This window comes from Actinosynnema pretiosum, assembly GCF_024171695.1.
Lineage (GTDB): Bacteria > Actinomycetota > Actinomycetes > Mycobacteriales > Pseudonocardiaceae > Actinosynnema > Actinosynnema pretiosum.
In genome coordinates this window covers 48,415-71,770 of sequence record NZ_JAMTCF010000009.1, presented here as the reverse complement: position 1 = coordinate 71,770, position 23,356 = coordinate 48,415, and the positions used below count along the sequence as shown (strand labels likewise).

The window sequence follows — 23,356 nt, the reverse complement described above, 5'->3', positions numbered from 1 at the left end:
TAAGTACCCGACAAAATAGTGGGTACTTACGAAAAGTGAGCTTCGATTCCTACCGTGGTCGCATGACCACGCTGATCACCGGGGCCACCGGCCACCTGGGCGCCCTCATCGCCGACCACGTCCTCACCCGCATCCCCGCCTCGGAGCTGGCCGTCTCGACCCGCTCGCCGGAGAAGGCCGACGCGCTCGCCGCGCGCGGCGTCGACGTGCGCAAGGCCGACTTCGACGACGTGGAGTCGCTGCGCGCGGCGTTCGCGGGCGTGGACCGGCTCGTGCTGGTCTCGGCGGACGGGCCGGACCGGATCGCGCAGCACACCCGCGTGGTGGAGGCCGCCAAGGCCGCGGGCGTGGCGTTCATCGCCTACACCAGCGTGGTGGACGCCGACACGTCCACGCTCTCCCTCGCCCCCGACCACGCCGCGACCGAGCGGGTCATCCGCGAGTCCGGGATCGCCTTCGCGTTCCTGCGCAACGGCATGTACCACGAGAACTACACCCAGGCGCTGGGCCGCGGCGTCGTCGCGCACGCCGCCGGTGACGGCCGCAACGCCAGCGCCTCCCGCCACGACCTGGCCGAGGCCGCCGCGATCGTGGTGACCGGCGAGGGCCACGAGGGCAGGACCTACGAGCTGACCGGCCCGAGCGCGTGGACGTTCGCCGAGCTGGCCGCGCTGTCCGGCGACGAGGCGAAGCCGGTGACGGCGCAGGAGCGGATCGCCGGGCTGGTCGGCTTCGGCCTGCCGGACTTCGTGGCGGAGCTGCTGACGGACATCGAGGTCAACATCGGCCGGGGCGCCCTGGAGCGCGTCACCGAAGACCTGCCCACCCTGCTCGGCCGCCCGGCCACCCCGATCTCCGAGGCCGTCGAGAACCGCTGATCACCGCCGGTCCCCCGTGTCCCGGAGCACCACCTGGGCACGGGGGACGTCCGGCTCGGCGTGGGCGAGGGGTTCACGCCGGGTCGACCAGCAGGGCCGCATCCAGTTCCGCATGCGTCTCCTGGTGGGCGAACCACCACTTCTCGAACGCCGGGTTCCTCGGCAGCAGCGCCCGGTACGCCCGCGCCGCGCACGCGTAGACCTCGTGCGCCCGGCCCGCGACCGGGCCGTCGCGGCGGGTCGCCACCAGGACGTCGATCAGCAGCGGCGAGCCCTTGAGCGGTTTGACCACGATGCCGTCGCCGCCGCGCGACTGCGGGAGCGCGAAGCACACCGCGCCGCTGGCGACGAGCCCGCGCGCGCTGCTGGCCTCGTTGGCGTGGTGGGTGAACCGGGGCGTGAACCCGGCTCCCGCGCACGCGGCGACGATCTGCAGCCGGTTGCCGATGAACTGGTCGGGCGGGGTGACCCAGTCGCGGTCGGCCAGCTCGGCGAGGTCGACCTCGTCCTGCCCGGCCAGCCGGTCCCACTCGGGCAGCGCCACGAAGTGCGGCTCGCTCACCAGCTTGCGCACCTCGACGCCGCGCAGGTCGCGGGTGCCCAGGCCCTCGAACCAGTCGAGCACCGCCACGTGGAACTGCCCGGCGACCAGCTTCTCCAGCAGCTCGGACCCGCCCTGCATGGTCTCGGTGCGGATCTCGACGTCGGGCGCGGCGCGGCGCAGCTCGGTGACGAAGTCGCCGAAGAACAGCGTCGGCACGCTCCCCACCAGCAGCGGTCCCCGGTCGGCCCCCGAGCTGCGCTCCCTGGCCAGCCGGACCAGGCCGCCGACCTCGTCGAGCACGAGCCTGGCCGAGGCGACGACCTGCCTGCCCAGCTCGGTGGGCACGCTGCCGCCGGGCGTGCGCTCGAACAGCCTGCCGCCGACGATCCGCTCGACGGTGCGCAGCTGGGCGCTCATGGCGGGCTGGGTGAGGCCGAGCCGCGAGGCGGCCTTGGTGAGGCTGCCCTCCTCGGCGATCGCGCACACCGCGCGCAGGTGGCGCAGCTCCAAGTCGGGCATAACTACCGCGTATCCCCTTTCCGGATGCCCTCCGGCGCGGCTGGGCGGGACATAGTGGGCCTGTCCCGGCGACCCACCCCGAGGAGGAGCAGGTGCGGCAGGAGCAGACGCGCGGCAGCCGGACCAGGCGCAACCAGATCCAGCGCGCCGTCCGGATCGGATAAGGGCTTCGGCGGTCCCCCTCCGCCGCGCGCCCGCGCCCCCGCTGACGCGGGCGGGACGCGCGGGCGGCCGGGAGGGGGACGAGCCGTCGCGGGGCGCCAGCGCCCCGCTGTCCGGGCCGCCCGCCGTGCCTGCGGAGAAACGGCGGGTGGCCTGGGGCAGCCGTGCCGAACCACCCTGCCGGCAGGCGGGGGTGGGGCGGCAGCGGCGGATGGCCGATCCGGTGGGCGGGTCGGCGCGGCCTTTCGGTGGTGGCGCGGGGCTCGGGGCGCGGTTCGGCGGGGTTTCCGCACGGCGTTTCCGCACGGCGCGCGGGCGGGTGAGCACGACCGGCGGCGCGGCTCGGCGCTGCGGGCGAACCGGTAGCGGGCGAACCGGCCCGTGAGCGCGAGCGCCCCGGTGGTCCCGCGTCAGCCCAGCGCGTCGATCGGCACGGCGGCCCCGGTGACCCGCACGCCCGGCGCGCCCGGCTCGGCCACCACGACCAGCTCGCTCGGCCGCCCCATGTCCACCCCCTGGTGCAGCACGAACCGCCCGCCCTCCGGCAGCTGCCCCAGCTCCCGCAGGTACCCGCCGAACGCGGCGGCGGCGGCCCCGGTCGCCGGGTCCTCCACCACCCCGCCCACCGGGAACGGGTCGCGGGCGTCGAAGACGGCGGGCTCGCGGCGGTGCACCAGTTGCGCGGTGAGGGCGTCGGCGCCCGCCAGCAGGGCGCGCAGGGCGGGGAAGTCGTAGTCCAGCGCGGCCAGCACGGCCCGGTCGCGGACCGCCACCACCAGGTGCCAGCCGCCGCCGAACGCCCAGCGGACCGGCAGCTCCGGGTCCAGGTCGGCGCGCGACCAGCGCAGCGCGGCGAGCGCGGCGTCGACGTCGGCGTCCGGCGCGGGCCTGGTGCGGGTCGGGACGCTGGTCAGGGTGGCGGTGCCGCCGTCCACGTCGACCAGCACCTCGCCCGCCGCCGTGTCCAGCGCGATCGTGCCCGGCAGGCCGAGCGCGACGGCCGCCGCGACGGTGGCGTGCCCGCAGAACGGGACCTCGGCCTCGGGGCTGAAGTAGCGGATCGCGAACCGGCGCGGGTCGGGGCCGGGCAGCAGGAACGCGGTCTCGGAGTAGCCGACCTCGGCGGCGGTCGCGAGCATCCGCTCGGGGGTGAGCTCCCGCGCGTCGAGGACGACCCCGGCGGGGTTCCCGCCGGTCGGGGTGGTGGTGAAAGCGGCGTAGCGCAGGACGTTCGACATGCGCCCATGGTGCGGAATCAGTGGAATCGAGTCCAACGATGAACGCGCATGGGCGGTATCGCTATGTTCGATGGATGGACACCCGGCTGCTGCGCACCCTGCTGGTCCTCGCGCGAACCGGGAGCTTCACCGCGACAGCCGCCGAGCTGCACCTAGTCCAGTCCTCGGTGACCAGCCAGGTCAAGGTCCTGGAGCGACATCTGGGGGCGCGGCTGTTCGACCGGCTGCCGCAGGGCGCGCGGCTGACCGAGGCCGGGCGCAAGGCGGTGGAGAACGCGCGCGACGTGCTGTCCGCCGAGCAGCGGCTGCTGGACGCGGTGCGCGGCAGCACCGAGGTCGAGGGCGACGTGCGGATCGGCGCGCCGGAGTCGGTGTGCGCGTACCGGTTGCCGCAGCGGATCGCGGACGCGGCGCTGCGCTGGCCGAACATCACCGTGCACCTGTCACCGGCCGGGACCAAGGAGGTGCTGCTCGGGGTGCGGCGCGGCACGCTCGACCTGGGGCTCGCGCTGGACGACGGCCTGGTCGCGCCCGGCCTGACCGTCCACCCGATCGGGGTGGAGCCGATCGAGCTGGTGGCCGCGCCGGGCGCGGTGGCGGAGGAGCGGTACTTCCTGCTGGAGGAGGGCTGCTCGTACACGGACCGGTTCGTGCGGGAGCTGAACGGGCGACGGCCGCAGATCACCCGGTTCGGGAGCATCGAGGCGGTGCGGTCGTGCGTGGTGGCCGGGCTGGGGTGGACGGTGCTGCCGAGGGTGGCGGTGGCCGAGCAGCTGGAGAGCGGCGCGCTGCGGCGGCTCGGGGAGCTGCCGGACAGCACGCTGTACCTGGTGACCGACCCGAGGCGAACGCTGCCGACGGCGGTGAAGGCGGTAAGTGAAGCGGTGCTCTGACATTTCTAGAAGCGGAGGCCTGACTGCGCACGGGAAAAAGCGCCCCGTGCGCAGTCACCGCTCCGCTTCACAGAGCGGGTCGGGTCAGGGCGGGGCGGGGGCGAAGCGGGCGGGGTGGGGGCGAAGCAGGGCGGGTCGGGGCGAAGCAGGGCGGGTCGGGGCGAAGCAGGGCGGAACAAAGCGGGTCGGAGCGAGGCGGGTCAGGTCGGGGCGGGTCGGAGCGAGGCGGGTCAGGTCAGGTTGGGTCTAGGCGGGTCGGGTGGCTCTTAATCGGGTTGGCCCTAACCTGGGTGGGGTGATCGAGTCGAACGTTCCCGGACGTGCCGGTGAGCTGGTCGTGCGGACTTGGCCGAACCTGGGCGCCACCTGGTTGGCGGTGCTCGTGCACGGGTGCGGGGAGCACGCCGGGCGGTACGGGCTGGTCGCCGAGGCGCTGGTGGAGGCGGGTGCGCTGGTGGTCGCGGCCGACCAGGTCGGGCACGGGGCGTCGGAGGGCGAGCGGGCGCTGGTGGAGGACGTCGGGGCGCTGGTCGACGACGTGGACGCCGTGATCGGCGCGGCCGGGGTGGACCTGCCGGTGGTGCTGGTCGGGCACGGCCTCGGCGGCCTGGTGGCGGCCAAGTGGGCGCAGGAGCGCCAGGACCGGCTCGCCGCGCTGGTGCTGTCCGCGCCGGTGCTGGGCACCTGGGAGGGCCTGGACGCGCTCGGCGGCGACGACCTGTCCGGCACGGCGGTCGACCCTGCGGAGCTGTCCCGCGACGAGGAGGTCGGCCGCGCGTACGCCGCCGACCCGCTGGTGTGGCACGGGCCGGTGCCCCGGCGGACCCTGGAGGCGGTGGAGCGGGCGATCGACGAGGTGAACTTCGGGCCCGCGCTCGACCGGGTCCCGGTGCTGTGGCTGCACGGCGCGGCCGACCGGCTGGTCCCTGAAGCCGACACGCGCACCGGCACGGACCGGTTGCGCGGGACGCGGTTCGAGGAGCGGATCTACCAGGGGGCCAAGCACGAGGTGTTCCACGAGACGAACCGGGACGAGGTGCTCGGCGACGTGGTCGACTTCGCCAGGAGGGCGCTGGCCGGGGGCTGAGCGCGCCGGTCGGCGGGGCGGGTCAGCCCGGTCGGGTGCGCTCGATCAGCTCGGCCACCTCGCCGCGCGGGCCGCACCGGCTCGCCCCGACCCGCACGCCGTCCCTGGTCACCTCGACCGACGCGCTCTCCGGCAGCCTGGCCACCAGTTCGGCGGGCACCGCGTAGTGCGGCACGCTCACCAGCACCACCTCGTCGCCGCAGCGCTCGGCGAGCACGCCGATGCTCCCCACCACGGAGGCCCGCACCCGCACCGGTCGCGGGGCGCGGCACCCGTCGACGTCCACCGCGTAGTCCCGGCGCGCCAGCGCCCGCAGCTGCCGCTCCAACCGCGCGCCGCGCAGCGCGATCCCCCTGCGCCGCAACCCGACCAGCACCTCGGCGGGCCACACCGGGTCCACGTCGGACAGCCCGAGCGCGCCCGGCGGCTCGCCGAGGTCGAGCTGCTCCCAGCACCCGGCGAACTCGGCCGCCGTCAACCGGACCGGGTCCCACAGCACGGTGTGCCCGGTCAACGGCCTCGGCCCCGCCCGGAACGCCCCGCCCACTCCTCCGCACCGCCCAACCCCACCGAGCCCCCTCCCCCGCGCACCCGCACGGGCCCTCCCCCGCGCGGCGGCCGGGCGTGCGGTGGCCGCGCCGGTCGGGGGTGGCAGCCCTCGTCGCGGCGGCGCGGCGCCGGTCCATCATGGTGCGCCCCCGAGCGCGTCGCGCCGCTGAACGGCGAGGTGGGCGCGGCCGGTCCGCGCGCCGGGTTCGGCATTCCGCCACCCGCCCCCTGGAATGCGCCCGGCAAAGGCGCGCGGGACGGGTCCGGGCGCCCCACCGAGCCGTTCAGTGAGCCGGATCACCTGAAATCGTTCGGTTCGCGGACTTGACCATTCAGCGCGCTTTTCCCTCCACCGGGCAGAATCGCACCCGTTCTGCACGGTCATGACCACAGCGGGTGCCGGTGGCGGCCGTCGAGCGGACCAGTCGGCTACGGCGAACGGGTGGCGGTGTCGGGCCCTTCGGGGACTCGTGGAGAATTTGCCCGCGATGAGCGGACAGGACCTGGAACTGGTGATCACAGTGGTGGTCACCGCCCACGACGAGCGTCAGGCGCTGGACGCCTGCGCCGGGTTGCTGCGCCGGATCGGCGGCCGGATCGTCCAGACGAGGGACTGCTCCGACGAGGAGCCCGGCTGCTGGTCCCTGACGGTGTTCAAGGAGTCGGGGGAGAGCGCGGAGCACAGCGTGCCCGCCGCCCTGACCAGGGCCGTCCGCCGGTTCGTCCGGGGGCTGGGCGAGCACTTCCCCACCCCGAAGGTCGCCTGCGAACCGCCGACCGCGTGGACGGTGCTCGACGACGTCCACCTGCTCGGCCCGCTGGTCCAGGGCGCGGAGCGGGTGCTGGTCGAGGCCTGGGCGGGCGGCGACCCGCTGCGCCGCAGCCCCGTGCCCGCGCCGAGGGACGAGCGGCCCCCGGTGCCGGTGCCGACCGCGCCCGCCGCACCGGTTGTTCCCGCCGCACCGGTGGTTCCCGTCGAGACGCCCGAACCGCCTGCGCCCAGCGAACCGCCGACGCCCACCGAGCCGACCGCCGGGCCGACCGCCGGACCGACTGCGCCCCAGGACGCCGAGTCGCAGGACGTCGAGCCCCGTGAGGTGGAAGCGCAGGACGGCGAGCCGCAACTCGCCGAGGTGGCGCCGCACGACGAGCCCCAGGAGCCGCCGACGGCACCCGAGCCCCGCGTCGAGCCCGCCCCCCTCGCACCCGTCGGAACTGCCGGAGCCGCCGGAACCGCCGAAGCCACGACGCTCCCGGAAGCCCCACCGGCCCCGGTCTCCCCCGAGACCCCCGAGGTTCCAGCCCCCGCGGAGCCGCCGGTCGCCGAGCAGCCCGCGCCCCCCGTGATCCCCCCGCGCCCCGCGAACCCCACCGGCAGCGCGCCGACCTGGGCGGGAGCCGCCGCCGCGTGGCCCGCACCGGCCTGGCCCGCTCCCGCGTGGCCCACGCCCGTCCCGCCCGCGCGGGTGGAACCCGAGATCGTCGCGCCGCCGTCGACCGGTTTCCCGCCCGGCGTCGAGATCCCCGCCATCTCGGCCTTCCCGGCTCCCGAGGCCCCCGCCCCGCAGCCGCTCCCCACCACCCCCGCCGAGCCCCCCACCACGCCGTTCCCCGTCCTCCCCCCGGCTCCCCCGCACCCCTTCCCCGAACCCGCTCCCCCCGCCTCCCCGCCGTCCTCCCGGCAGGAGGAACCAGCCCCGGCACCCCCCGAGCCCCTCCTGGACTCGCCCGTCCGGCTCATCCTGGAGATCCGCGCGATCACCGACCCCACCACGCCTCCCGAGGCGCAGGCACGGTCGGTAGCGCGCCGGGTCGCCCCGGCCGGCAAGATCACCCGGGTGGCCCCCGGTGGACGACTACTGGCAGTTCACGTCGATCTCGGCGCGAGCGAGGCCTCGCCCACGTCGGCGCTCCTCGACGCCGCCGCCGCGATGACGCCCGACGGGTGGTCCGGCGTCGAGCGGGTCGGGATCTCGGCGGTGGTGCGCTGGTCAGCGGGGCCCACCCCGACAACGGGCGTCACCGCGCTGGAGCTGACCGCGACACCGCTCTCGGCATTCCAGTGGACACCGCCCGCGTGAGAGCGGATCGGCATTGCTCCGAAGGAGTGGGTAACCACACCACCCTGTCAGCCGATCTTGCTTGATTAGCGTGAAACTCTGGGTATTACTTCAATTACAGAAGTGGTCGCCAGGCCACTGCGTGCGCTCAGGAGGGGTCGGTAACCGACATGGCCAGCATCGAAGAAGTCCGCGCGGCGATCGCCCAGGCCGTGGACAAGGCCAACGAGAGCGCGAAGGCGCTCCAGCAGGCCGCCAGCCTCGCCGAGGACGCGCAGGCGCTGCTCAACTCGGCGACCCAGGGCAGCGTCCAGTCCGACGTCGAGTCGGCCAACGCCCAGTTCGCCCAGGTGGCCAGCGGTGTCTCGGACCTCCAGAAGTACCTGGAGAACGGGATCTCCCAGGCCGAGAGCATCAACTCCAGGCTGTGACGTCGGTAGCGGAGGTCCGGCTCGCGCTGGAGCAGGTCACCGAGGGCCTGCGGGACGCCTACCGCTCGGTGCGGGAGGCGCAGGACCTGCTGGTGGAAGCGGTCGACGCGCTGGCGGAGGCGGGTGAGAACCACCACGAGGAGCTCGTGCCGCCCGCGTTCCTGCGGGCGCGCGAGGCCTTCCCCGACGAACTGGAGCTGATCGTGAGCAGCCTGGAACTGGTCCAGCGGTTGGCCGCGGAGCTGTGACGTGAGCAGGCGCGACGACCGCCGGTGGCGGATCAAGGCGTCCCTGGAGCGCTTCCACGGGGCGGTCGCCGCCGCGCTCGGCAACGCCGCGCGCGAGCAGCGCAGCATCGCGGCCGAGCGCGCCCGCGACATGGTCGAGGTGATGGTGCGCGGCCAGGGCGTGGACCGCGCCCTGGCCGACCCGCTGCTGGCGAAGCCGCTGGAGAACCCGCTGTTCGGACCGGTGCTGGCGCACGCGATGGCGGACCGGGTCGAGGCGTTCCGGGACTGGTCCGAGCAGGGCCCCGACCGGTTGGCCGAGATCGTCGGCGAGGCGTCGCCGGGGGCCGCGTCCTGGCCGCCCGAGGCCTGGCTGGGCGGCACCGGGACGGCGGACGGCAGCGAGGGCGTGCCGGAGCTGTGGCGGATCGGCGAGGGCGAGGTGCCCGCCGCGCCGGAGCCGAGGCGGTTCCCGGTGGCGGTGCCGCTGCTGGACCAGGCGCACCTGCACGTGGCGTCCGCGCCCGAGTCGCGCGCGACGGCGGAGTCGCTGGTGGAGGGCCTGCTGCTGCGGGTGCTCAGCCACTTCCAGCCGGGCCTGGTGCAGGTGCACGTGTGGGACGTCGGCCAGCTCACCGGGGCGCTGCCCGGCCTGTACCCGCTGACCAGGGCGGGCCTGCTGACCGTGCACGACCCGGCGCGGCTGCACGAGCTGCTGGACGAGCTGTCCGACACCATCCGCCGGGTGCACACCGGTGTGCTGGTGGAGGGCCACCAGTCGATCAGGGCGGTCAGCGGCAGGCGCGCCGAGCCGTGGCGGATCGCGGTGCTGCTGGGCAACCGGCAGGCGTTGAAGGAGGAGCACCAGCAGCAGTTGCAGCGGGTGGCGCGCAACGGGCTGGCCTGCGGCATCCAGCTGTTCATCGTCGACATCCCGATCACGGTGAACTCGCCGGTGGAGACCGTGCGGGTGGCGGCGGACCACACGGCGACCTGCACCATGACCGGCAAGCACGTGCGGGTGCTGCTGGACCCGCCGCTGCCGCGCCACGCGGTGCCGAGGGCGTGCGCGGCGATCGCGGAGAAGCGCGAGGAGCGGCGCAGCCGGTTCGGCACGTTCGCGGACCTGCTGCCGGAGCGGCTGTGGCAGGAGCGGTCGGCGGCGGGCGTGGTGGCCCCGCTGGGGTTCTTCGACGGCGACCCGGTGCCGGTGGCGCTGGGCGACACCTCGCCGCACGCGCTGATCGGCGGGCCGAGCGGGTCGGGCAAGACGAACCTGCTGTACGCGGTGCTGGGCAGCCTCGCGGCCCGGTACTCGCCGGACGAGCTGGAGCTGTACCTGCTGGACTTCAAGGAGGGCGTGTCGTTCGCGCAGTTCGCGCCGGGCCGCAAGGACCCGAGCTGGCTGCCGCACGCCCGGCTGGTCGGGGTGAACGTGAACACCGACCGCGAGTTCGGGGTGGCGCTGCTGAAGTTCCTGGCCGACGAGATGCGGCGGCGGGCGGACGCGGCGAAGCGGCACGAGGTCACCAAGCTGGAGCAGCTGCGCGAGGAGGACCCGGAGGGGCGGTGGCCCCGTGTCGTCGCGGTGATCGACGAGTTCCAGTACCTGTTCGGGGAGCGCGACCAGGTGACCTCGCAGGCCACGCAGCTGCTGGAGGACGTGGCGCGGCGCGGGCGGTCGCAGGGCATCCACCTGGTGCTGTCGAGCCAGGACGTGGCGGGCATCGAGGGGTTCTGGGGCAAGTCGGCGATCTTCGAGCAGTTCACCGTCCGGATCGCGCTGCCGAAGGCGCGGCGGGTGCTGGCGGAGCCGCAGAACGACGCGGCGGTGGAGCTGCCGCGCTGGCACGCGGTGGTGAACCACGAGTCGGGGGTGCGGCCGGGCAACGTGGTGGCGCGGGTGCCGGACGCGACGCAGCGCGGCACGTTCGACGCGCTCCAGGCGGAGCTGCACCGGATCAGGCCGGAGGAGCTGCCCGAGCCGATCCTGTTCGACGGCAGCCGGGTGCCGGTGCTGGGCGAGCTGGCGGACTTCCGGGCGCTGCGGCCGGGTGAGGCGAGCCCGACGGTGCTGCTGGGGCAGGTGATCGACGTGGCAGGGAGCGCGGCGAAGGTGCGGTTCGCGCGGACGCCGGGGCGGAACACGGCGGTGATCGGGTCGATGGCGGAGGACGCGGCCGGGGTGCTGGCCGGTGCGGCGCTGTCGCTGGCGCGGCAGCACTTCGAGGGTGGGGCGAAGTTCACGGTGGCGTGTCTGGTGGACGACGCGAAGCCGCACGCGGACCGGCTGAGCAAGGCGCTCAAGGGCGAGGGGTTCGAGGTCGACGAGGTGCCGCTGAAGGACTTCCGCGAGGTTCCGGAGGAGGAGCGGCGCGGGTTCCGGGAGGTCGTGGACACGCACGCGAAGCGATTGCGGGAGATCAACTCTGGGACGTTCGCGGACCCGGTCGTCCCGGAGTACCTGATCGTCTACGGGGTCGACGCGGCGCAGAGCCTGCTGGAGGTCAAGGACGAGAAGACCCGGTCGACCGGTGTGGACAGCTTCCGCCTGCTGCTCAAGCACGGGCCGGAGAACCGGACGCACCTGCTCGGCTGGTGGCGCGGGGCGCAGCGGTTGAAGAACAGCCTGCCGCCCGGCGTGTACGACGACATCGGCTCGTGGATCGCGTTCGACGTGCAGGGCAAGGAGCTGATCTCGTTCGGTCCGGAGCAGGTGATGTCCTGGTCGCCGCGACCCCGCAGGGGGTTGTTCTTCGACCGGTTCGAGCACTCGCGCCCGCAGGTGGTCATCCCGTTCGGCACGGGGGAGGAATCATGATCGGCGGTCCGGTGTCGGTGTCGGCGCTCTCGGGGGCGGGTCCGGGCTCGGGCTCGGGTCCGGTTCCGGGCTCGGTTCCGGGGCAGGGGACGGGTTCGGGCTCGGGTTCCGGTTCGGGCGCAGGCGCGGGGCAGGGCTACGGCGCGGGCGCCGTCCCGGTCCCCGGCGCGAACACCGGGTTCGGCGGCGCGCTGTCGGCGGCCGAGCGGTACAAGGAGGTCGTCGAGCTGGCGGGCGACGCGGTCGAGCGGATGCGGCAGGTGGACCGGCGGCGGGTCGCGGAGCTGCTGGAGGCGCTGGCCGAGTCGCAGATCCGGATGGCCGCCGCGATCGACCGGGAGAAGGTCGCGCAGCTGGGCGTGGACGAGCTGTGGCAGCAGGCCGTGGAGGCGCTGTGGGAGGAGCGGTCGATCGAGAGCATCGGCCAGCGCCCCCGGCCCGACCAGACCGTGCCGCCCAGGGACCAGCTGGAGTACGACAACGAGGTGGAGCTGGCCTACCGGGGGCTGGTGGACTCGCTGGCCAAGCGGTCGCTGTTCCGGGGCGGCAAGGCCTAGCCGGGCGCCGGGCTACGCGGTTCACGTCCGGCGCGGGGCGCCCGCTCCCTCCCCGCGACCCGAACCGCACCCGGCGGGGGTGATGATGCCCCCATGCGTCGACTGCACCACCCCGCCGAGCTGTCCGCGCGCGGCACCCTCATCCGCTGGTCCGCCCAGGCCCTCGCCCCCGGTCGCGGTGGCGCGGCCTGGGCGCTCGGTGACGCCGTCGCCGTGCTCGCGCCCGCGCTCAACCGGCACGACCGGCTGGTCCTGGACGGCTCCCCCGGCGACGTCCGAGCCCTCCTGGACGAGCACTACGCCCCCGGCCTGTCGCCGCTGGTCACCAGCGAGCTGGCGGCCGGGCTGGGGGTGCCGGTGCGGGCCGCGTTCGGCTGGATGGAGCGGGCCGACCCCGGCGACCTGCCGGAGCGGGCCCCCGAGTGCGCCTGGCTGCCCGAGTCGGACTGGCCCGAGGTGACCGCCCTGCTGGCCGCCGCCAGCCCGCACAGCTATGTGTGGCCGGGTGAGCCGGGACCGACCCGGTGGGCCGGGATCAGAATCGGCGGGGTGCTCGCCGCGGTGGCGGCCGACGCGTGGTCCACCGAGGGGGTGGGGTTCGTCGGCGGGGTCGCCACGCACCCGGACTTCCGCCGCAGGGGCCTGTCGTCGGTGCTGTGCGCGTTCGTCACCGCCGAGCTGCTGGAGCGGCACGGCGAGTGCGCGCTCATGGTCGACCGGAACAACCCGACCGCGATCGGCGTGTACGCGCGGCTCGGGTACGCCTACCGGGAGCTGTCCGTGCTGGACCTCGCGGCGGTGCGCGCCGGTGGGCCGGAGGCGGGCGGGACTGCGGGGAAGAGCGCGGCGTGACCGGGCGTTGCCCCCCGGTGAGGGGGACGTCCGGAGCGACCGCAGGGAGAACCGCATGACCACCGCGCACGAGATCCACCTGGCCGCCCGCCCGAAGGGCTTCCCGACCGAGTCGGACTTCGCGCTCGTCGAGGTCCCGGTACCGGCGCCGGGCGACGGGGAGCTGCTGGTGCGCAACCTGGTGATGAGCGTCGACCCGTACATGCGCGGGCGGATGCGGGACGCGAAGTCGTACGTGCCGCCGTACGCGCTGAACGCGCCGCTGGACGGCGGGGCGATCGGCGAGGTGGTCGAGTCGCGGTCGCCGGACTTCGCGCCGGGGGACGTGGTGCTGCACGGGCTGGGGTGGCGCGAGTTCGCGGCCGTGCCCGCCGGGTCGGCGCGGAAGGTCGACCCGGACGTGGCGCCGCTGGGCGCCTACCTCGGCGTGCTGGGGATGCCGGGGCTGACCGCGTGGGTGGGGCTGCTGGAGGTCGCCGGGATGCGCGCGGGCGAGACGGTGTTCGTGTCGGGGGCGGCGGGCGCGGTCGGGCAGGTCGCGGGGCAGGTCGCCCGGTTGCGCGGGGCGAAGCGGGTGGTGGGCAGCGCCGGGTCGCCGGAGAAGGTGCGGTACCTGGTGGACGAGCTGGGCTACGACGCCGCGTTCGACTACCGGGACGGGGACGTCGCCGGGCAGCTCGCGGCGGCGGCCCCGGACGGGGTGGACGTGTTCTTCGACAACGTCGGCGGCGAGCACTTGGAGGCGGCGATCGGGGCGTTCACCACGGGCGCGCGGGCGGCGCTGTGCGGGGCGATCTCGGCGTACAACGCGGAGGAGGCGCCCGCCGGGCCGAGGAACCTGGGGCTGCTGGTGGGCAAGCGGGCCACGCTGCGCGGGTTCATCGTCAGCGACCACGGCCACCTGCGCGAGGAGTTCACCCGCGAGGTGGGCGGGTGGGTCGCGGAGGGGAAGCTGCGCTACCGCGAGACGGTCACCGAGGGCGGGCTGGCGAACGCGCCCGCCGCGTTCATCGGGATGCTGCGCGGGGAGAACACCGGGAAGGCGCTGGTCAGGTTCTGACCAGCTCGCCGTCCCTGGCGACGACGCGCCCCGCGTGCACGACGAGCGCGCGCGGGGCGCGGTCCATGACGGCGGCGGTGACCGTGTCGCCGGGCACGACCACGACGGACGCGGGCGAGCCCTCGGTGAGCCCGAGCTTGGCGCCGAGCACGGCCGCGCCGCCCCTGGTGGCGATGTCCACGCACATCTCGACCTGGTCGTCCCGGCGGAACCCGCTCCGGTAGGCGAGCTGCCAGGCGCGGCCGAGCACGTCGCCGTCGCCGTACGGGGACCAGTGGTCGCGGATGCCGTCCTGGCCGAGGCCCAGGCGCACGCCCGCGCGGCGCAGGCGGTGCAGCGGCAGGGGCTCGCGGGCGCCGGGGGCGACGGTGGTGACGGCGACGTCGTGCTCGGCGAGGAGGTCGACGAGCAGGCCCTGGCGGTGGTCGTCGACGGTGGACAGGGCGAACGCGTGGCTGATGGTGACCTCGCCGCGCATCCCGAGGGCGGCGACGCGCTCGCAGACCAGCTCGATCTGGAACGCGCCGAGCGTGCCGTCGTCGTGCAGGTGCAGGTCGACGCCGCACTGGTGCTTCTCGGCGAGGCCGAAGACGGTGTCGAGGTGCTTGACGGGGTCGCGGTCGGCGGAGGCGGGGTCGAGCCCCCCGATCAGGTCGGCGCCCGCCCGGAGCGCGGCGTCGAGCAGGTCGGCGGTGCCCTTCTCGCGCAGGATGCCGCACTGGGGGAACGCGACGACCTGCACGAGCGCCCGGTCCCGGTGGGCCTCGCGGGCGGCGAGGACGCCTTCGAGGCGGTCGAGGCCGGAGTCGACGTCGACCTGGGCGTGGCTGCGCACGTGCGTGGCGCCGGAGGCGATGGTGCGGCCGAGGGTGCGGGTGGCGCGGTCGGCGACGGGCTCGTCGGCGCGCCAGTGGCGGCGGTCGTTGTCGACCAGGGCGGCGAGGCCGGGACCTGCGGAGTGCGGGCGGAAGGGGAGGCCGAGGCGGGTGGAGTCGAGGTGCGCGTGGGCGTCGGTGAAGGCGGGGAGGAGGACGCCGTCGCGGCCGTCGACGGTGGTGGCGCCTGGCGGGGCGGTGAGGCGGGGGCCGAAGGCGGTGAGGGTGCCGTTCGAGCAGAGGACGTCGACGGTGGGCGCACCGGGGTCGGCGGGCCACGGGCGGACTGAGCGGATCAGCAGGTCTCCGGGCACGGGGTGACGCTAGTCCTTCGGGTGGGTGGGGGTGGGGGGTGGTGTTTGTGGGGGTGGGGTGGGTGAGGGGGGTGGGGGGCGCGTGGCAACTGGAAGCGGGCGGATGAGCAAGCAGCGCATGGCTGGCGGCGTGTAGTGGACGGCGGGCGATGCAGGGCTTGAGGCCGAGCGAGATGGCACGGGATCTCGGTTGAACGGTCCGTTCAACCTTGGGGTGAACGGACCGTTCAACCGGCCCGGCCGAACGCGACTCGCCCCCATGCCCGCACTCGCCACTCGCCTCTCGCACCTAGCCTGCGCCTGCAAGGTTGAACGGTCCGTTCAACCTTGCAGGTGTGGGTGCAGGCCGGATGCGGGGTGAGTTACGGCTGGTCGAGTCCGTTGAACGGTCCGTTCAACCGGCCTGGCCATCCGCAACCCACTCTGCATCCACACCTACGAGGTTGAACGGACCGTTCAACCTCGGGCGAACGGACCGTTCAACGGACTCGACCAGCCGTAACTCACCCCGCATCCGGCCTGCACCCACACCTGCAAGGTTGAACGGACCGTTCAACCTCGGGCGAATGGACCGTTCAACCGGTCTGGCCGACCGCGACTCGCTCCGCCCCCCGGCCTGCACCTTTAGACCTACATCAACAAGGTTGAACGGTCCGTTCAACCTTGGGTGAACGGACCGTTCAACGGGCCTGGCCAACCGGGACTCATCCCGTGGCGTATGTGGCCCGCACCTGTACCCGCACCAATGCCCATACCTGTGCCCGTGCCCGTAGCAGCACCCGCGCCCATACCTGTGCCCGTATCCGTAGCGGCACCCGCGCCAGTGCCTTTAGCGGCATCCGCGCCCGTCCCCATGCCCGTGCCCGTGCCCATGCCCATGCCCGCGCCCGTGCCCGTGCCCGTGCCGACGCCTGTACCAGCGACTCGTCTCGCGCCCCCTCACCCGCGTCCACGCCCGCCCCCGCTTCCGCCCCCCCAAAAAGCGAAAGGACCGCCCTCACGGGCGGCCCTTTCGTGCGTTCCTCGTCGTCGCAGAAGCGACCTGCTCAAGCGACCCCGGTCAGGTCACTCGCCGATCACCGGCTTCGCCGCCTTCGGCGGCTCCTCGGCCAGCGGGTCGCCCTGGATCCGGACCTTGCGCTGGTGGTCCTTGCCGCCCTCCTGGCCGCCCATCGGTGCCATCGGGGCTCCGCCCATCATGCCCATGCCGCCGCCACCGCGGGCGCCGCCCGCAGGAGCACCGCCGGGGGTGCCGGGGGCGGGAGCGCCCGCCGCTCCGGACGGGAGCACGCCGGAGGCCCCGCCCGCCTGCATGGGCTGGGGGCTGGCGCCGCCCGCACCGCCCAGGCCGCCGACGGCACCGCCGCCACCGCCACCGGCGAAACCACCGCCGCCGCCACCGAAGCTCGGCATCGGGCCGCCACCACCACCGCCACCCGAACCGCCGAGGTCACCGCCGAACGGCTTCACGGTCGGCATCGGGGTGACGGGCGTGGGAATCGTGGGGGTCGTGTTGGTCGCGTGCGTGACGTCGCGCGCGGGCAGCGGGGTGACGCCCGTGACGCCCGTCCCCGACGGCACCCAGCGGCCCGGTTCCCAGTGGCCCCCCGCAGAACCACCCGCAGAGCCACCGGAGCCGCCGTAACCGCCCGAGCCCCCGGTCCCTCCCGCGCCGGTCCCGACCGTGGGCGGCCTGGACACCGCGGCGCCGCCGGTCGAGCCGCCGTAGCCGCCACCGGAAGCACCACCGACGCCGCCGACGCCGCCGCCGACCAGGGGCGGCTGGGACACGACCGGCCTGCCGCCCGCGCCGCCGTAACCGCCGTCGTAGCCGGAACCGGCCCCGGACCCGGCGCCCGCGCCCAGCTCGCCCGGCCGGTTCACCGCCGCCCCGCCATCGGCGCCGTTCGCGCCGCTGGTCCAGGTGCTGCCGTTGCCGTTCTCGCTGTACCGGGTGTTCGCGCCCCGGTCCATGTTCGCCAGCTGCGCGTCGGTCAGCCCGAGGCCGCCCGCGCTGAGCCTGGGGTTCCCGCCCGCCCCGGCGGCGCCCGCCGAGTTCGAGTGGGTCATCGCGGTGATCGCCTGCAGGACCTGCTTCGCGGTCTGGGCGATCTGCGCGACGGACTTGATCAGGTCGATGAGCTTCTTCAGCGAGGTCGCGAGCTTCTGCAGGAAGTCCACGAACTTCTTCGCGTAGTCGCACGCCATCCGCACGATGTCGCCGATCGCGGCGGCGATGGACGCGCCGAAGGTCAGCCAGGACACCGACAGCCACTGGATGATCTTCATGACCATCTCGGACACGGCCTTGCCGATCAAGTCCATGATCGTCTTGCGCACGGTGCCGACCAGCTCGCCCGCGCCCTTGGCCGCCGTGGAGATCCCCTTGGCCGCCTTGGCCAGCGTCTCCAGGCCGGACGAGTGCTTGGTCGCGGCGGCCCGGTAGCCGTCGGCCGAGCGGCCCTTCCAGCCCTTGGTCTCCTCCGCCGAGGTCCGCCGGTAGTCCGCGACGATCGACTCGACCTGCTTGGCCGCGTTCGCCCAGCTGTCGGACATCTTGGTGATCGCCTGCGGGTTGCCCAGCAGCGCGTCGAACGGCTCCTTCAGGAACGACACGTGCTGCACGGCCCAGCTGAACCCGGCCGAGACCAGCCCGCCCATGGGGTTGCTCGCCAGCCCGACCACGCTCATGGCGGTGTTGGCCATGCCGAGCCCGGCCGCGACCCAGTCGCCGCGCTCGATCGCGTCGGCGGTCCCCTTGACGTCGCCGACCAGGTTGGCCGGGTCCCGCTGCTGGGTGGTCGCGACGTCGGTGCCTGCCTGGGGGGTCATCCGCGCGCCTTTCCGGTGAAGCCGAACGCGTTGTCGAGGTCGACGTTCTCGTACAGGTCGGCGACCTCCTTGAGCCCCTGGCACATGTCGGCCACGGTCTCGGCGGCCTGGCCGAGGATGTCCTGGGAGGCGCCCGCCTGCTTGAGCAGGAACTCGGCCAGGAACGACCCGAAGATCCCGAAGGCGTCGGTCGCCAGGGAGGGGTCGGCGGTCTGGGTCGCCGTGACCATGCGCTGCGTCAGCTGGTCGACCGTTCCCGCGTGCGCCCGGATCTGCTCCGGGCTCACGTTGAAGGAGTCGAACATCGATCTGTCCCCCGGCTCTTCTAGGCCATCACGTCTGGCGGGTTGGTGAAGTAGTCGTCGTCGGGCCTGGTGTCCCGACGCTGCACCTCGGGAGCCGGTTCCACCGGGTCCGTGCCGTCACCCGAATAGCCGTTCGGCATCCGGGACTTCACGAACTCCAGCGCCGGGCTGTCGCCGACCAGCTCGGACACGATCTCCACGACCTGCCCGGCTGCGGCGCGCTGCGCCTCGGCGACGGCCTTGAGCACCGCCGCCGCGATCCGCTCCGGGTCCTCACCGCGCAGCGCGGGGCGCAGGATCAGGTCGGTCAGCGCGCCGGAGGCGTTCACCGTGACCGTGATCAGCCCGTCCGGGGAGGTGGCGCTGCCGCCCACCCCGCCGAGCTTCGCCTCGGTCTGCGCCGCCTCGCGCTTGGCCTGCTCGATCTTCTGCCCGTACTGCGCGAGCCACTGGTCCGGCTCCATCTGCACCCCTCATCGCACACCGGGCTCACCCGCCCTGTGCTCGTTCGACCCGTCGTCGTTCGATTCGGTTCCGGCGGCCCCATCGTTTCACCCGCGCGTGACCGAATTGGTCCATCCGGGGGAATGGCTCGCTGACCGTGCGGTCAGGTTGCCGTCCTGTTGGGTTTTCGCAACACTTCGTCCATGAGTCCGGTGCGCCGGGGCTCCGAGCAGCCCATCCACAACCGGATCGGCGTGCTGCGCGCGGAACGCGGGCTGAGCCGGGCCGACCTCGCCGAGGCGGTGGAGGTGAACCCGCAGACCATCGGCGCGCTGGAGCGCGGCGACCACTACCCGAGCCTCGACCTGGCGCTGCGCATCTGCGAGGTGTTCGGCCTGCCCGTCGAGGCGGTGTTCGGCCGCGCCCCGTTCGAACCGCTGTCCACCCAGGTCTACCGCCGGTGATCCCGGCGAGCGAGGAGGAGCGAGGGTGTCGCAGGGGCTGGTTCCGCACGGGCTGCCGACGAGGGGGCTGCTGGAGGTCGACCGGGTCTCCAAGCGCTACGGGGACGTCGTCGCGCTGCGGGAGATGACGTTCGAGGTGCGGGCGGGCGAGCTGTTCGGGTTCGTCGGCAGCAACGGGGCGGGCAAGACCACGACGATGCGGATCGCGCTGGGCGTGCTGGAGGCGGACTCCGGGCAGGTGCGGTGGAACGGCGCGCCGATCGACCTGCGGACCCGCCGCTCGATCGGCTACATGCCGGAGGAGCGCGGGCTCTACCCGAAGATGCGGGTGCTGGAGCAGCTGGTGTACCTGGCGGAGCTGCACGGGGTCGCGCCGCGCGAGGCGCTGCGGTCGGCCGAGCTGTGGGTGGAGCGGCTGGGGCTGCGGGAGCGGCGGCGCGACGAGGTGCAGAAGCTGAGCCTGGGCAACCAGCAGCGGGTGCAGCTGGCGGCGGCGCTGGTGCACCGGCCGGAGGTGCTGGTGCTGGACGAGCCGTTCTCCGGGCTGGACCCGGTGGCGGTGGACGTGATGAGCCAGGTGCTGCGCGAGCAGGCCGCCGCCGGGGTGCCGGTGGTGTTCTCCAGCCACCAGCTGGACCTGGTGGAGCGGCTGTGCGACCGGGTGGGGATCGTGCGCGGCGGGACGATGGTGGCCTGCGGGACCGTGGACGAGCTGCGGGCGGGCGGGGTGGCGCGGCTGGTGGTCGAGGCGCCCGGCGCGGCGCCCGGCTGGGCGGACGCGGTGCCCGGCGTGCTGTCCGCGCGGTACGAGGGCGCGCGCACCTCGGTCGAGCTGGCGCCGGGCGCCGACGACCAGGCGGTGCTGGGCGCGGCGCTGGCGACCGGGCCGGTGCACGAGTTCTCCCGGCAGCGGCCGTCGCTGACCGAGTTGTTCCGCAGCGTCGTCACCAGCGAGGAGAGCGCCGCATGAGCGCACCGTCCCCCGGCCGCGCGCTGTCACCGGGCCGAGCGGTCCTCCTGGTGGCGCGCCGGGAGTTCCTGAGCAAGGTGCGCACCCGGTCGTTCGTGATCGGCACGGTGGTGATCATCGCGGCGATGGCGGGGTTCGTGGCGCTGCAAGCGCTGCTGTTCACCTCGGCGTCGACGTCGGTGGTGGGGTTGAACGGGCAGGCGACGGTGCTCGCCCAGCCGTTGAAGGAGACCGCGCGCTCGCTCGGGCGCGAGGTCGAGGTCGTGGACGTGCCGGACTCGGCTGCCGGTGAGGAGCTGGTGCGGTCCGGGGACCTGGACGCGCTGGTGCTGGGCGCGCCGGACGCGCTGCGGGTGCTGGTCAAGGACGGGCTGGACAGCTCGCTGGCGAACGCGGTCGACCTGATCGTGAAGCAGCAGGTGCTGGCGGCGCAGCTGGCCGAGGCCGGGCTGGACCCGGCGCAGGTGCAGCGGAACGTGGAGGACGCGCGGGTCGAGGTGGTGGCGCTGGACCCGGAGGACCCGATGGTGGGGCAGCGGCTGGTGATCGGGCTGGTGATCGCGGGCTTGCTGTACTACTCGCTGCTGGTCTACGGGACGATGGTCGCCCAGGGCGTGGTGGAGGAGAAGTCGAGCCGGGTCGTGGAGATCCTGCTGTCGACGTTGCGGCCCGCGCAGCTGCTGATGGGCAAGGTGATCGGGCTCGGCGCGGTCGGGCTGCTGCAGCTGGTGGTGATCGGCGCGGTCGGGCTGGGGCTGGCGTCCGCCGCCGGGGTGGTCCGGGTGGACGGGCCGACCGGCGGGGCGCTGCTGATCGGGCTGCTGTGGTACCTGCTGGGGTTCTTCCTGTACGCCACGGTGTTCGCGGCGGCGGCGTCGCTGGTGTCGCGGCAGGAGGAGGTGCAGTCGGTGCTGACGCCGATCACGATGCTGATCGTGATCGCGTTCGTGGTGGGGTTCAACCTGCTGGTGCGGGACCCGGCCAGCCGGTTGGTGGCGGTGCTGTCGGTGCTGCCGCCGTTCGCGCCGATCCTGATGCCGGGGCGGATGGCGATCGGGGCCGCGCCGGTGTGGCAGGTGCTGCTGGCGGTCGCGCTGGCGGTGGGGGCGGCGGTGCTCGTGGTGTGGGTCGGCGGGAAGGTGTACGCGAACGCGGTGTTGCGGACCGGGGCGCGGGTGCGGTTGCGGGACGCGCTGCGGTCCGCCCGGCGGTAGCGCCGGCACCACCCGCAGGACTATTCCTGGCGGGGCAGACGAGGGGGCCGCGCGTCGTTAGCGTTCTGCGGCGTGGACGAATCGCGGGACGTGGTGGGGGCCTTGCGGCGCAAGGGTTTCCTGGTTTCGGTGTGGCCGTGGCGGGCGCTGCTGCACGCGCTGACGACGCCGCTGGTCGCGGCGGTGGCGGCGGCGCCGCTGGCCCCGGTGGGGCTGCTGTGGGCGGCGGCGGTGGTCAAGGTGGTGCGCGGCGAGGTGGTGAGCGGGGTCGTGCCGGTGGCGGCGCTGCTGCTCGGGGCGGCGCTGGCGGCGGCGCTGCCGGTGCTGTCCGCGCCGGTGGCGTGGGCGGAGCGGTGGCGGCTGGTGCTGCTGGGGGACGAGCGGTTGGCGGCGGTGCGGCCCGCGCCGGGGCTCGGGGCCTGGCTGCGGAGCCGGTACCTGACGGCGGCGGCCTGGCGGGAGACCGGGTACGCGGTGCTGCTGGCGCTGGCCGGGACCGGGCTGGGCGGGGTGCTGCTGCTGGCGTGCGGGGTGCCGCTGGCGATGCTGCTGGCGCCGCTGCTGGTCACGCCGGACTCGCCGCTGGTGGTGCTGGGGTGGCGGGCCGTGACGCCTGCGGACGGGCTGTGGTTCACGGCGGCCGGGCTCGCCCTGGCGCCGGTGCTGGCGTACGCGGTGGGGCTGCTCGGGGCCGGGCACCTGGTGGTCGGGCGGGCGCTGCTGCGCGGTGACGAGGCGCTGCGGGCCGAGCTGGCCGAGGTCGCGGGGTCGCGGGCGCGGCTGGTGGACCAGTTCGACGCCGAGCGGCGCAGGATCGAGCGGGACCTGCACGACGGGGCCCAGGAGCGGTTGGTGGGGTTGACGTTGCGGCTGGGGCTGGCGAAGGCGGAGCTGCCGGAGAACGAGGACGTGGCGGTGGCGCACGAGCAGGCGAAGCGGTTGATGGCGGAGCTGCGGGAGCTGGTGCGGGGGATCCACCCGGCGGTGCTGACCGATCGCGGGCTGGGGGCGGCGCTGGCCGAGCTGGCGGACCGGTCGGTGCTGCCGGTGACGCTGCGGGCGCACCTGCCGACCCGGCCGCCCGCGCACCTGGAGTCGGTGGCCTACTTCGTGGTGGCCGAGGCCGTGGCGAACGCGGTCAAGCACAGCGGCGCGGGCGAGGTGCGCGTGCGGGCCGGGATCGAGGGCGGGGGCGTGGTGGTCGAGGTGCTGGACGACGGGCGGGGCGGGGCCGATCCGGCCGCCGGGAGCGGGTTGACCGGGCTCGCGGACCGGGTCGCGGTGGTGGGCGGGGCGCTGTCGCTGTCCAGCCCGGCGGGCGGGCCGACGGTCCTGCGGGCGACCCTGCCCCTGAGCGGCTGAGGGGGCGGGGCGGTGCGGGTGGTGCTGGCCGAGGACGGGGTGCTGCTGCGGGCCGGGGTGGAGGAGGTGCTGCGGCGGTTCGGGTTCGAGGTGGTGGCCTCGGTCGGGGACGCGGTCGCGCTGGTCGACGCGGTGGCGCTGCACTCCCCCGACCTCGTGCTCACCGACGTCCGGATGCCGCCGGGCGACGGGGACGACGGGCTGCGCGCGGCGGTCCGGCTGCGGGAGGCCGACCCCCGGTTGCCGGTGGTGGTGTTCAGCCAGTACGTGGCCGACGAGTACGCGGCCGAGCTGCTGTCCTCCGGCGACGGGCAGGGGGTCGGGTACCTGCTCAAGGACCGGGTCGTGGACGTCGCCGAGTTCGTCGACGTGCTCAGGCGGGTCGCGGCGGGCGGGACGGTGATCGACCACGAGGTGGTCCGGTCGCTGCTGGGCAGGCGGCGCGACCCGCTGGCCCGGTTGTCCGCGCGGGAGCGGGAGGTGCTGGCGCTGGTGGCCGAGGGGTTGGCGAACTCGGCCATCGCGCGGCGGTTGACCGTCACCGAGGCCTCGGTGCACAAGCACGTGGGGAGCATCCTGCTCAAGCTCGGGCTGCCGCCGGGGGTGGAGGGGAACCGGCGGGTGCTGGCGGTGCTCGCCTACCTGCGGGCCGCCTGACGGGCGCGGAGCGGGCGAGCGGGTAGGCAGGCAGGCGAGCA

22 protein-coding genes are annotated in these 23,356 nt (G+C 74.6%); 15 read left to right on the top strand and 7 right to left on the bottom strand.

The features are described from left to right. Positions 1-62 precede the first annotated feature (62 nt). Positions 63-878: an SDR family oxidoreductase gene (locus LV78_RS19565; protein WP_253846711.1), complete on the top strand. Its 816-nt coding sequence runs from the start codon at positions 63-65 to the stop codon at positions 876-878. 73 nt (positions 879-951) lie between these two features. On the opposite strand, the gene LV78_RS19560 is transcribed toward LV78_RS19565, so the two are convergent. Beyond that, complete coding sequence (locus LV78_RS19560) at positions 952-1,941, bottom strand: LysR family transcriptional regulator (protein WP_253846710.1); 990 nt, start codon at positions 1,939-1,941, stop codon at positions 952-954. Positions 1,942-2,513: 572 nt separating this feature from the next. Continuing rightward, positions 2,514-3,341, bottom strand: a complete 828-nt coding sequence (locus LV78_RS19555; protein ID WP_253846709.1) for a PhzF family phenazine biosynthesis protein — start codon at positions 3,339-3,341, stop codon at positions 2,514-2,516. A gap of 74 nt (positions 3,342-3,415) precedes the next feature. Between LV78_RS19555 and LV78_RS19550 the strand changes: the two genes are divergently transcribed. Continuing rightward, positions 3,416-4,234: a LysR family transcriptional regulator gene (locus LV78_RS19550; protein WP_253846708.1), complete on the top strand. Its 819-nt coding sequence runs from the start codon at positions 3,416-3,418 to the stop codon at positions 4,232-4,234. A gap of 295 nt (positions 4,235-4,529) precedes the next feature. After that, the gene (locus LV78_RS19545; RefSeq protein ID WP_253846707.1) at positions 4,530-5,321 is read left to right on the top strand and encodes an alpha/beta fold hydrolase; all 792 of its coding nucleotides are present in this window, start codon (positions 4,530-4,532) and stop codon (positions 5,319-5,321) included. A gap of 22 nt (positions 5,322-5,343) precedes the next feature. Here the strand turns inward: LV78_RS19545 and LV78_RS19540 are convergent, their stop codons facing one another. Continuing rightward, a complete protein-coding gene (locus LV78_RS19540) occupies positions 5,344-5,868 on the bottom strand; it encodes an ESX secretion-associated protein EspG (protein WP_253846706.1) in 525 nt (174 codons plus the stop codon). Between the two features lie 490 nt (positions 5,869-6,358). Here LV78_RS19540 and LV78_RS19535 point away from each other — a divergent pair, with 490 nt between their 5' ends. The 7 genes from LV78_RS19535 to LV78_RS19505 all read left to right on the top strand — a co-directional run bounded on the left by LV78_RS19535 (position 6,359) and on the right by LV78_RS19505 (position 13,878). Continuing rightward, a complete protein-coding gene (locus LV78_RS19535; RefSeq protein ID WP_253846950.1) occupies positions 6,359-7,951 on the top strand; it encodes a hypothetical protein in 1,593 nt (530 codons plus the stop codon). 149 nt (positions 7,952-8,100) lie between these two features. Beyond that, positions 8,101-8,361, top strand: a complete 261-nt coding sequence (locus LV78_RS19530) for a hypothetical protein (protein WP_253846705.1) — start codon at positions 8,101-8,103, stop codon at positions 8,359-8,361. After that, a complete protein-coding gene (locus tag LV78_RS19525) occupies positions 8,358-8,609 on the top strand; it encodes a hypothetical protein (protein WP_253846704.1) in 252 nt (83 codons plus the stop codon). The genes LV78_RS19530 and LV78_RS19525 overlap by 4 nt, the downstream gene beginning before the upstream one ends. Before the next feature lies 1 nt (position 8,610). Beyond that, positions 8,611-11,409, top strand: coding sequence for an FtsK/SpoIIIE domain-containing protein (locus LV78_RS40855; protein WP_308208733.1), 2,799 nt, complete (start codon positions 8,611-8,613; stop codon positions 11,407-11,409). Beyond that, positions 11,406-11,966, top strand: coding sequence for a hypothetical protein (locus LV78_RS19515; protein ID WP_253846703.1), 561 nt, complete (start codon positions 11,406-11,408; stop codon positions 11,964-11,966). Before LV78_RS40855 ends, LV78_RS19515 begins: the two co-directional genes overlap by 4 nt. Before the next feature lie 93 nt (positions 11,967-12,059). Next, positions 12,060-12,818: a GNAT family N-acetyltransferase gene (locus tag LV78_RS19510; protein WP_253846702.1), complete on the top strand. Its 759-nt coding sequence runs from the start codon at positions 12,060-12,062 to the stop codon at positions 12,816-12,818. 55 nt (positions 12,819-12,873) lie between these two features. Beyond that, on the top strand, positions 12,874-13,878 hold the full coding sequence (locus LV78_RS19505) for an NADP-dependent oxidoreductase (protein ID WP_253846701.1): 1,005 nt from the start codon (positions 12,874-12,876) through the stop codon (positions 13,876-13,878). On the opposite strand, the gene LV78_RS19500 is transcribed toward LV78_RS19505, so the two are convergent. The 4 genes from LV78_RS19500 to LV78_RS19485 form a co-directional block, all read right to left on the bottom strand. After that, on the bottom strand, positions 13,868-15,067 hold the full coding sequence (locus tag LV78_RS19500; protein WP_253846700.1) for an amidohydrolase: 1,200 nt from the start codon (positions 15,065-15,067) through the stop codon (positions 13,868-13,870). The two genes, LV78_RS19505 and LV78_RS19500, sit on opposite strands and share 11 nt — an antisense overlap. A gap of 1,065 nt (positions 15,068-16,132) precedes the next feature. Further along, positions 16,133-17,899, bottom strand: coding sequence for a WXG100 family type VII secretion target (locus tag LV78_RS40850; RefSeq protein ID WP_301306895.1), 1,767 nt, complete (start codon positions 17,897-17,899; stop codon positions 16,133-16,135). Beyond that, positions 17,896-18,204, bottom strand: a complete 309-nt coding sequence (locus LV78_RS19490) for a type VII secretion target (RefSeq protein ID WP_253846699.1) — start codon at positions 18,202-18,204, stop codon at positions 17,896-17,898. Before LV78_RS19490 ends, LV78_RS40850 begins: the two co-directional genes overlap by 4 nt. Positions 18,205-18,224: 20 nt before the next feature. Then, complete coding sequence (locus LV78_RS19485) at positions 18,225-18,668, bottom strand: YbaB/EbfC family nucleoid-associated protein (protein WP_012783165.1); 444 nt, start codon at positions 18,666-18,668, stop codon at positions 18,225-18,227. 183 nt (positions 18,669-18,851) lie between these two features. Here LV78_RS19485 and LV78_RS19480 point away from each other — a divergent pair, with 183 nt between their 5' ends. The 5 genes from LV78_RS19480 to LV78_RS19460 all read left to right on the top strand — a co-directional run bounded on the left by LV78_RS19480 (position 18,852) and on the right by LV78_RS19460 (position 23,315). Continuing rightward, positions 18,852-19,112: a helix-turn-helix transcriptional regulator gene (locus LV78_RS19480; RefSeq protein WP_012783164.1), complete on the top strand. Its 261-nt coding sequence runs from the start codon at positions 18,852-18,854 to the stop codon at positions 19,110-19,112. A gap of 124 nt (positions 19,113-19,236) precedes the next feature. Continuing rightward, entirely contained in the window at positions 19,237-20,082 is an 846-nt protein-coding gene (locus LV78_RS19475; RefSeq protein ID WP_253846931.1) for an ABC transporter ATP-binding protein, read from the top strand. Next, on the top strand, positions 20,079-21,296 hold the full coding sequence (locus LV78_RS19470) for an ABC transporter permease (RefSeq protein ID WP_253846698.1): 1,218 nt from the start codon (positions 20,079-20,081) through the stop codon (positions 21,294-21,296). Before LV78_RS19475 ends, LV78_RS19470 begins: the two co-directional genes overlap by 4 nt. 72 nt (positions 21,297-21,368) lie before the next feature. Then, positions 21,369-22,658, top strand: a complete 1,290-nt coding sequence (locus LV78_RS19465; RefSeq protein WP_253846697.1) for a sensor histidine kinase — start codon at positions 21,369-21,371, stop codon at positions 22,656-22,658. A 12-nt stretch (positions 22,659-22,670) separates the two neighbouring features. Next, a complete protein-coding gene (locus LV78_RS19460; protein WP_253846696.1) occupies positions 22,671-23,315 on the top strand; it encodes a response regulator in 645 nt (214 codons plus the stop codon). Positions 23,316-23,356: the final 41 nt, after the last annotated feature.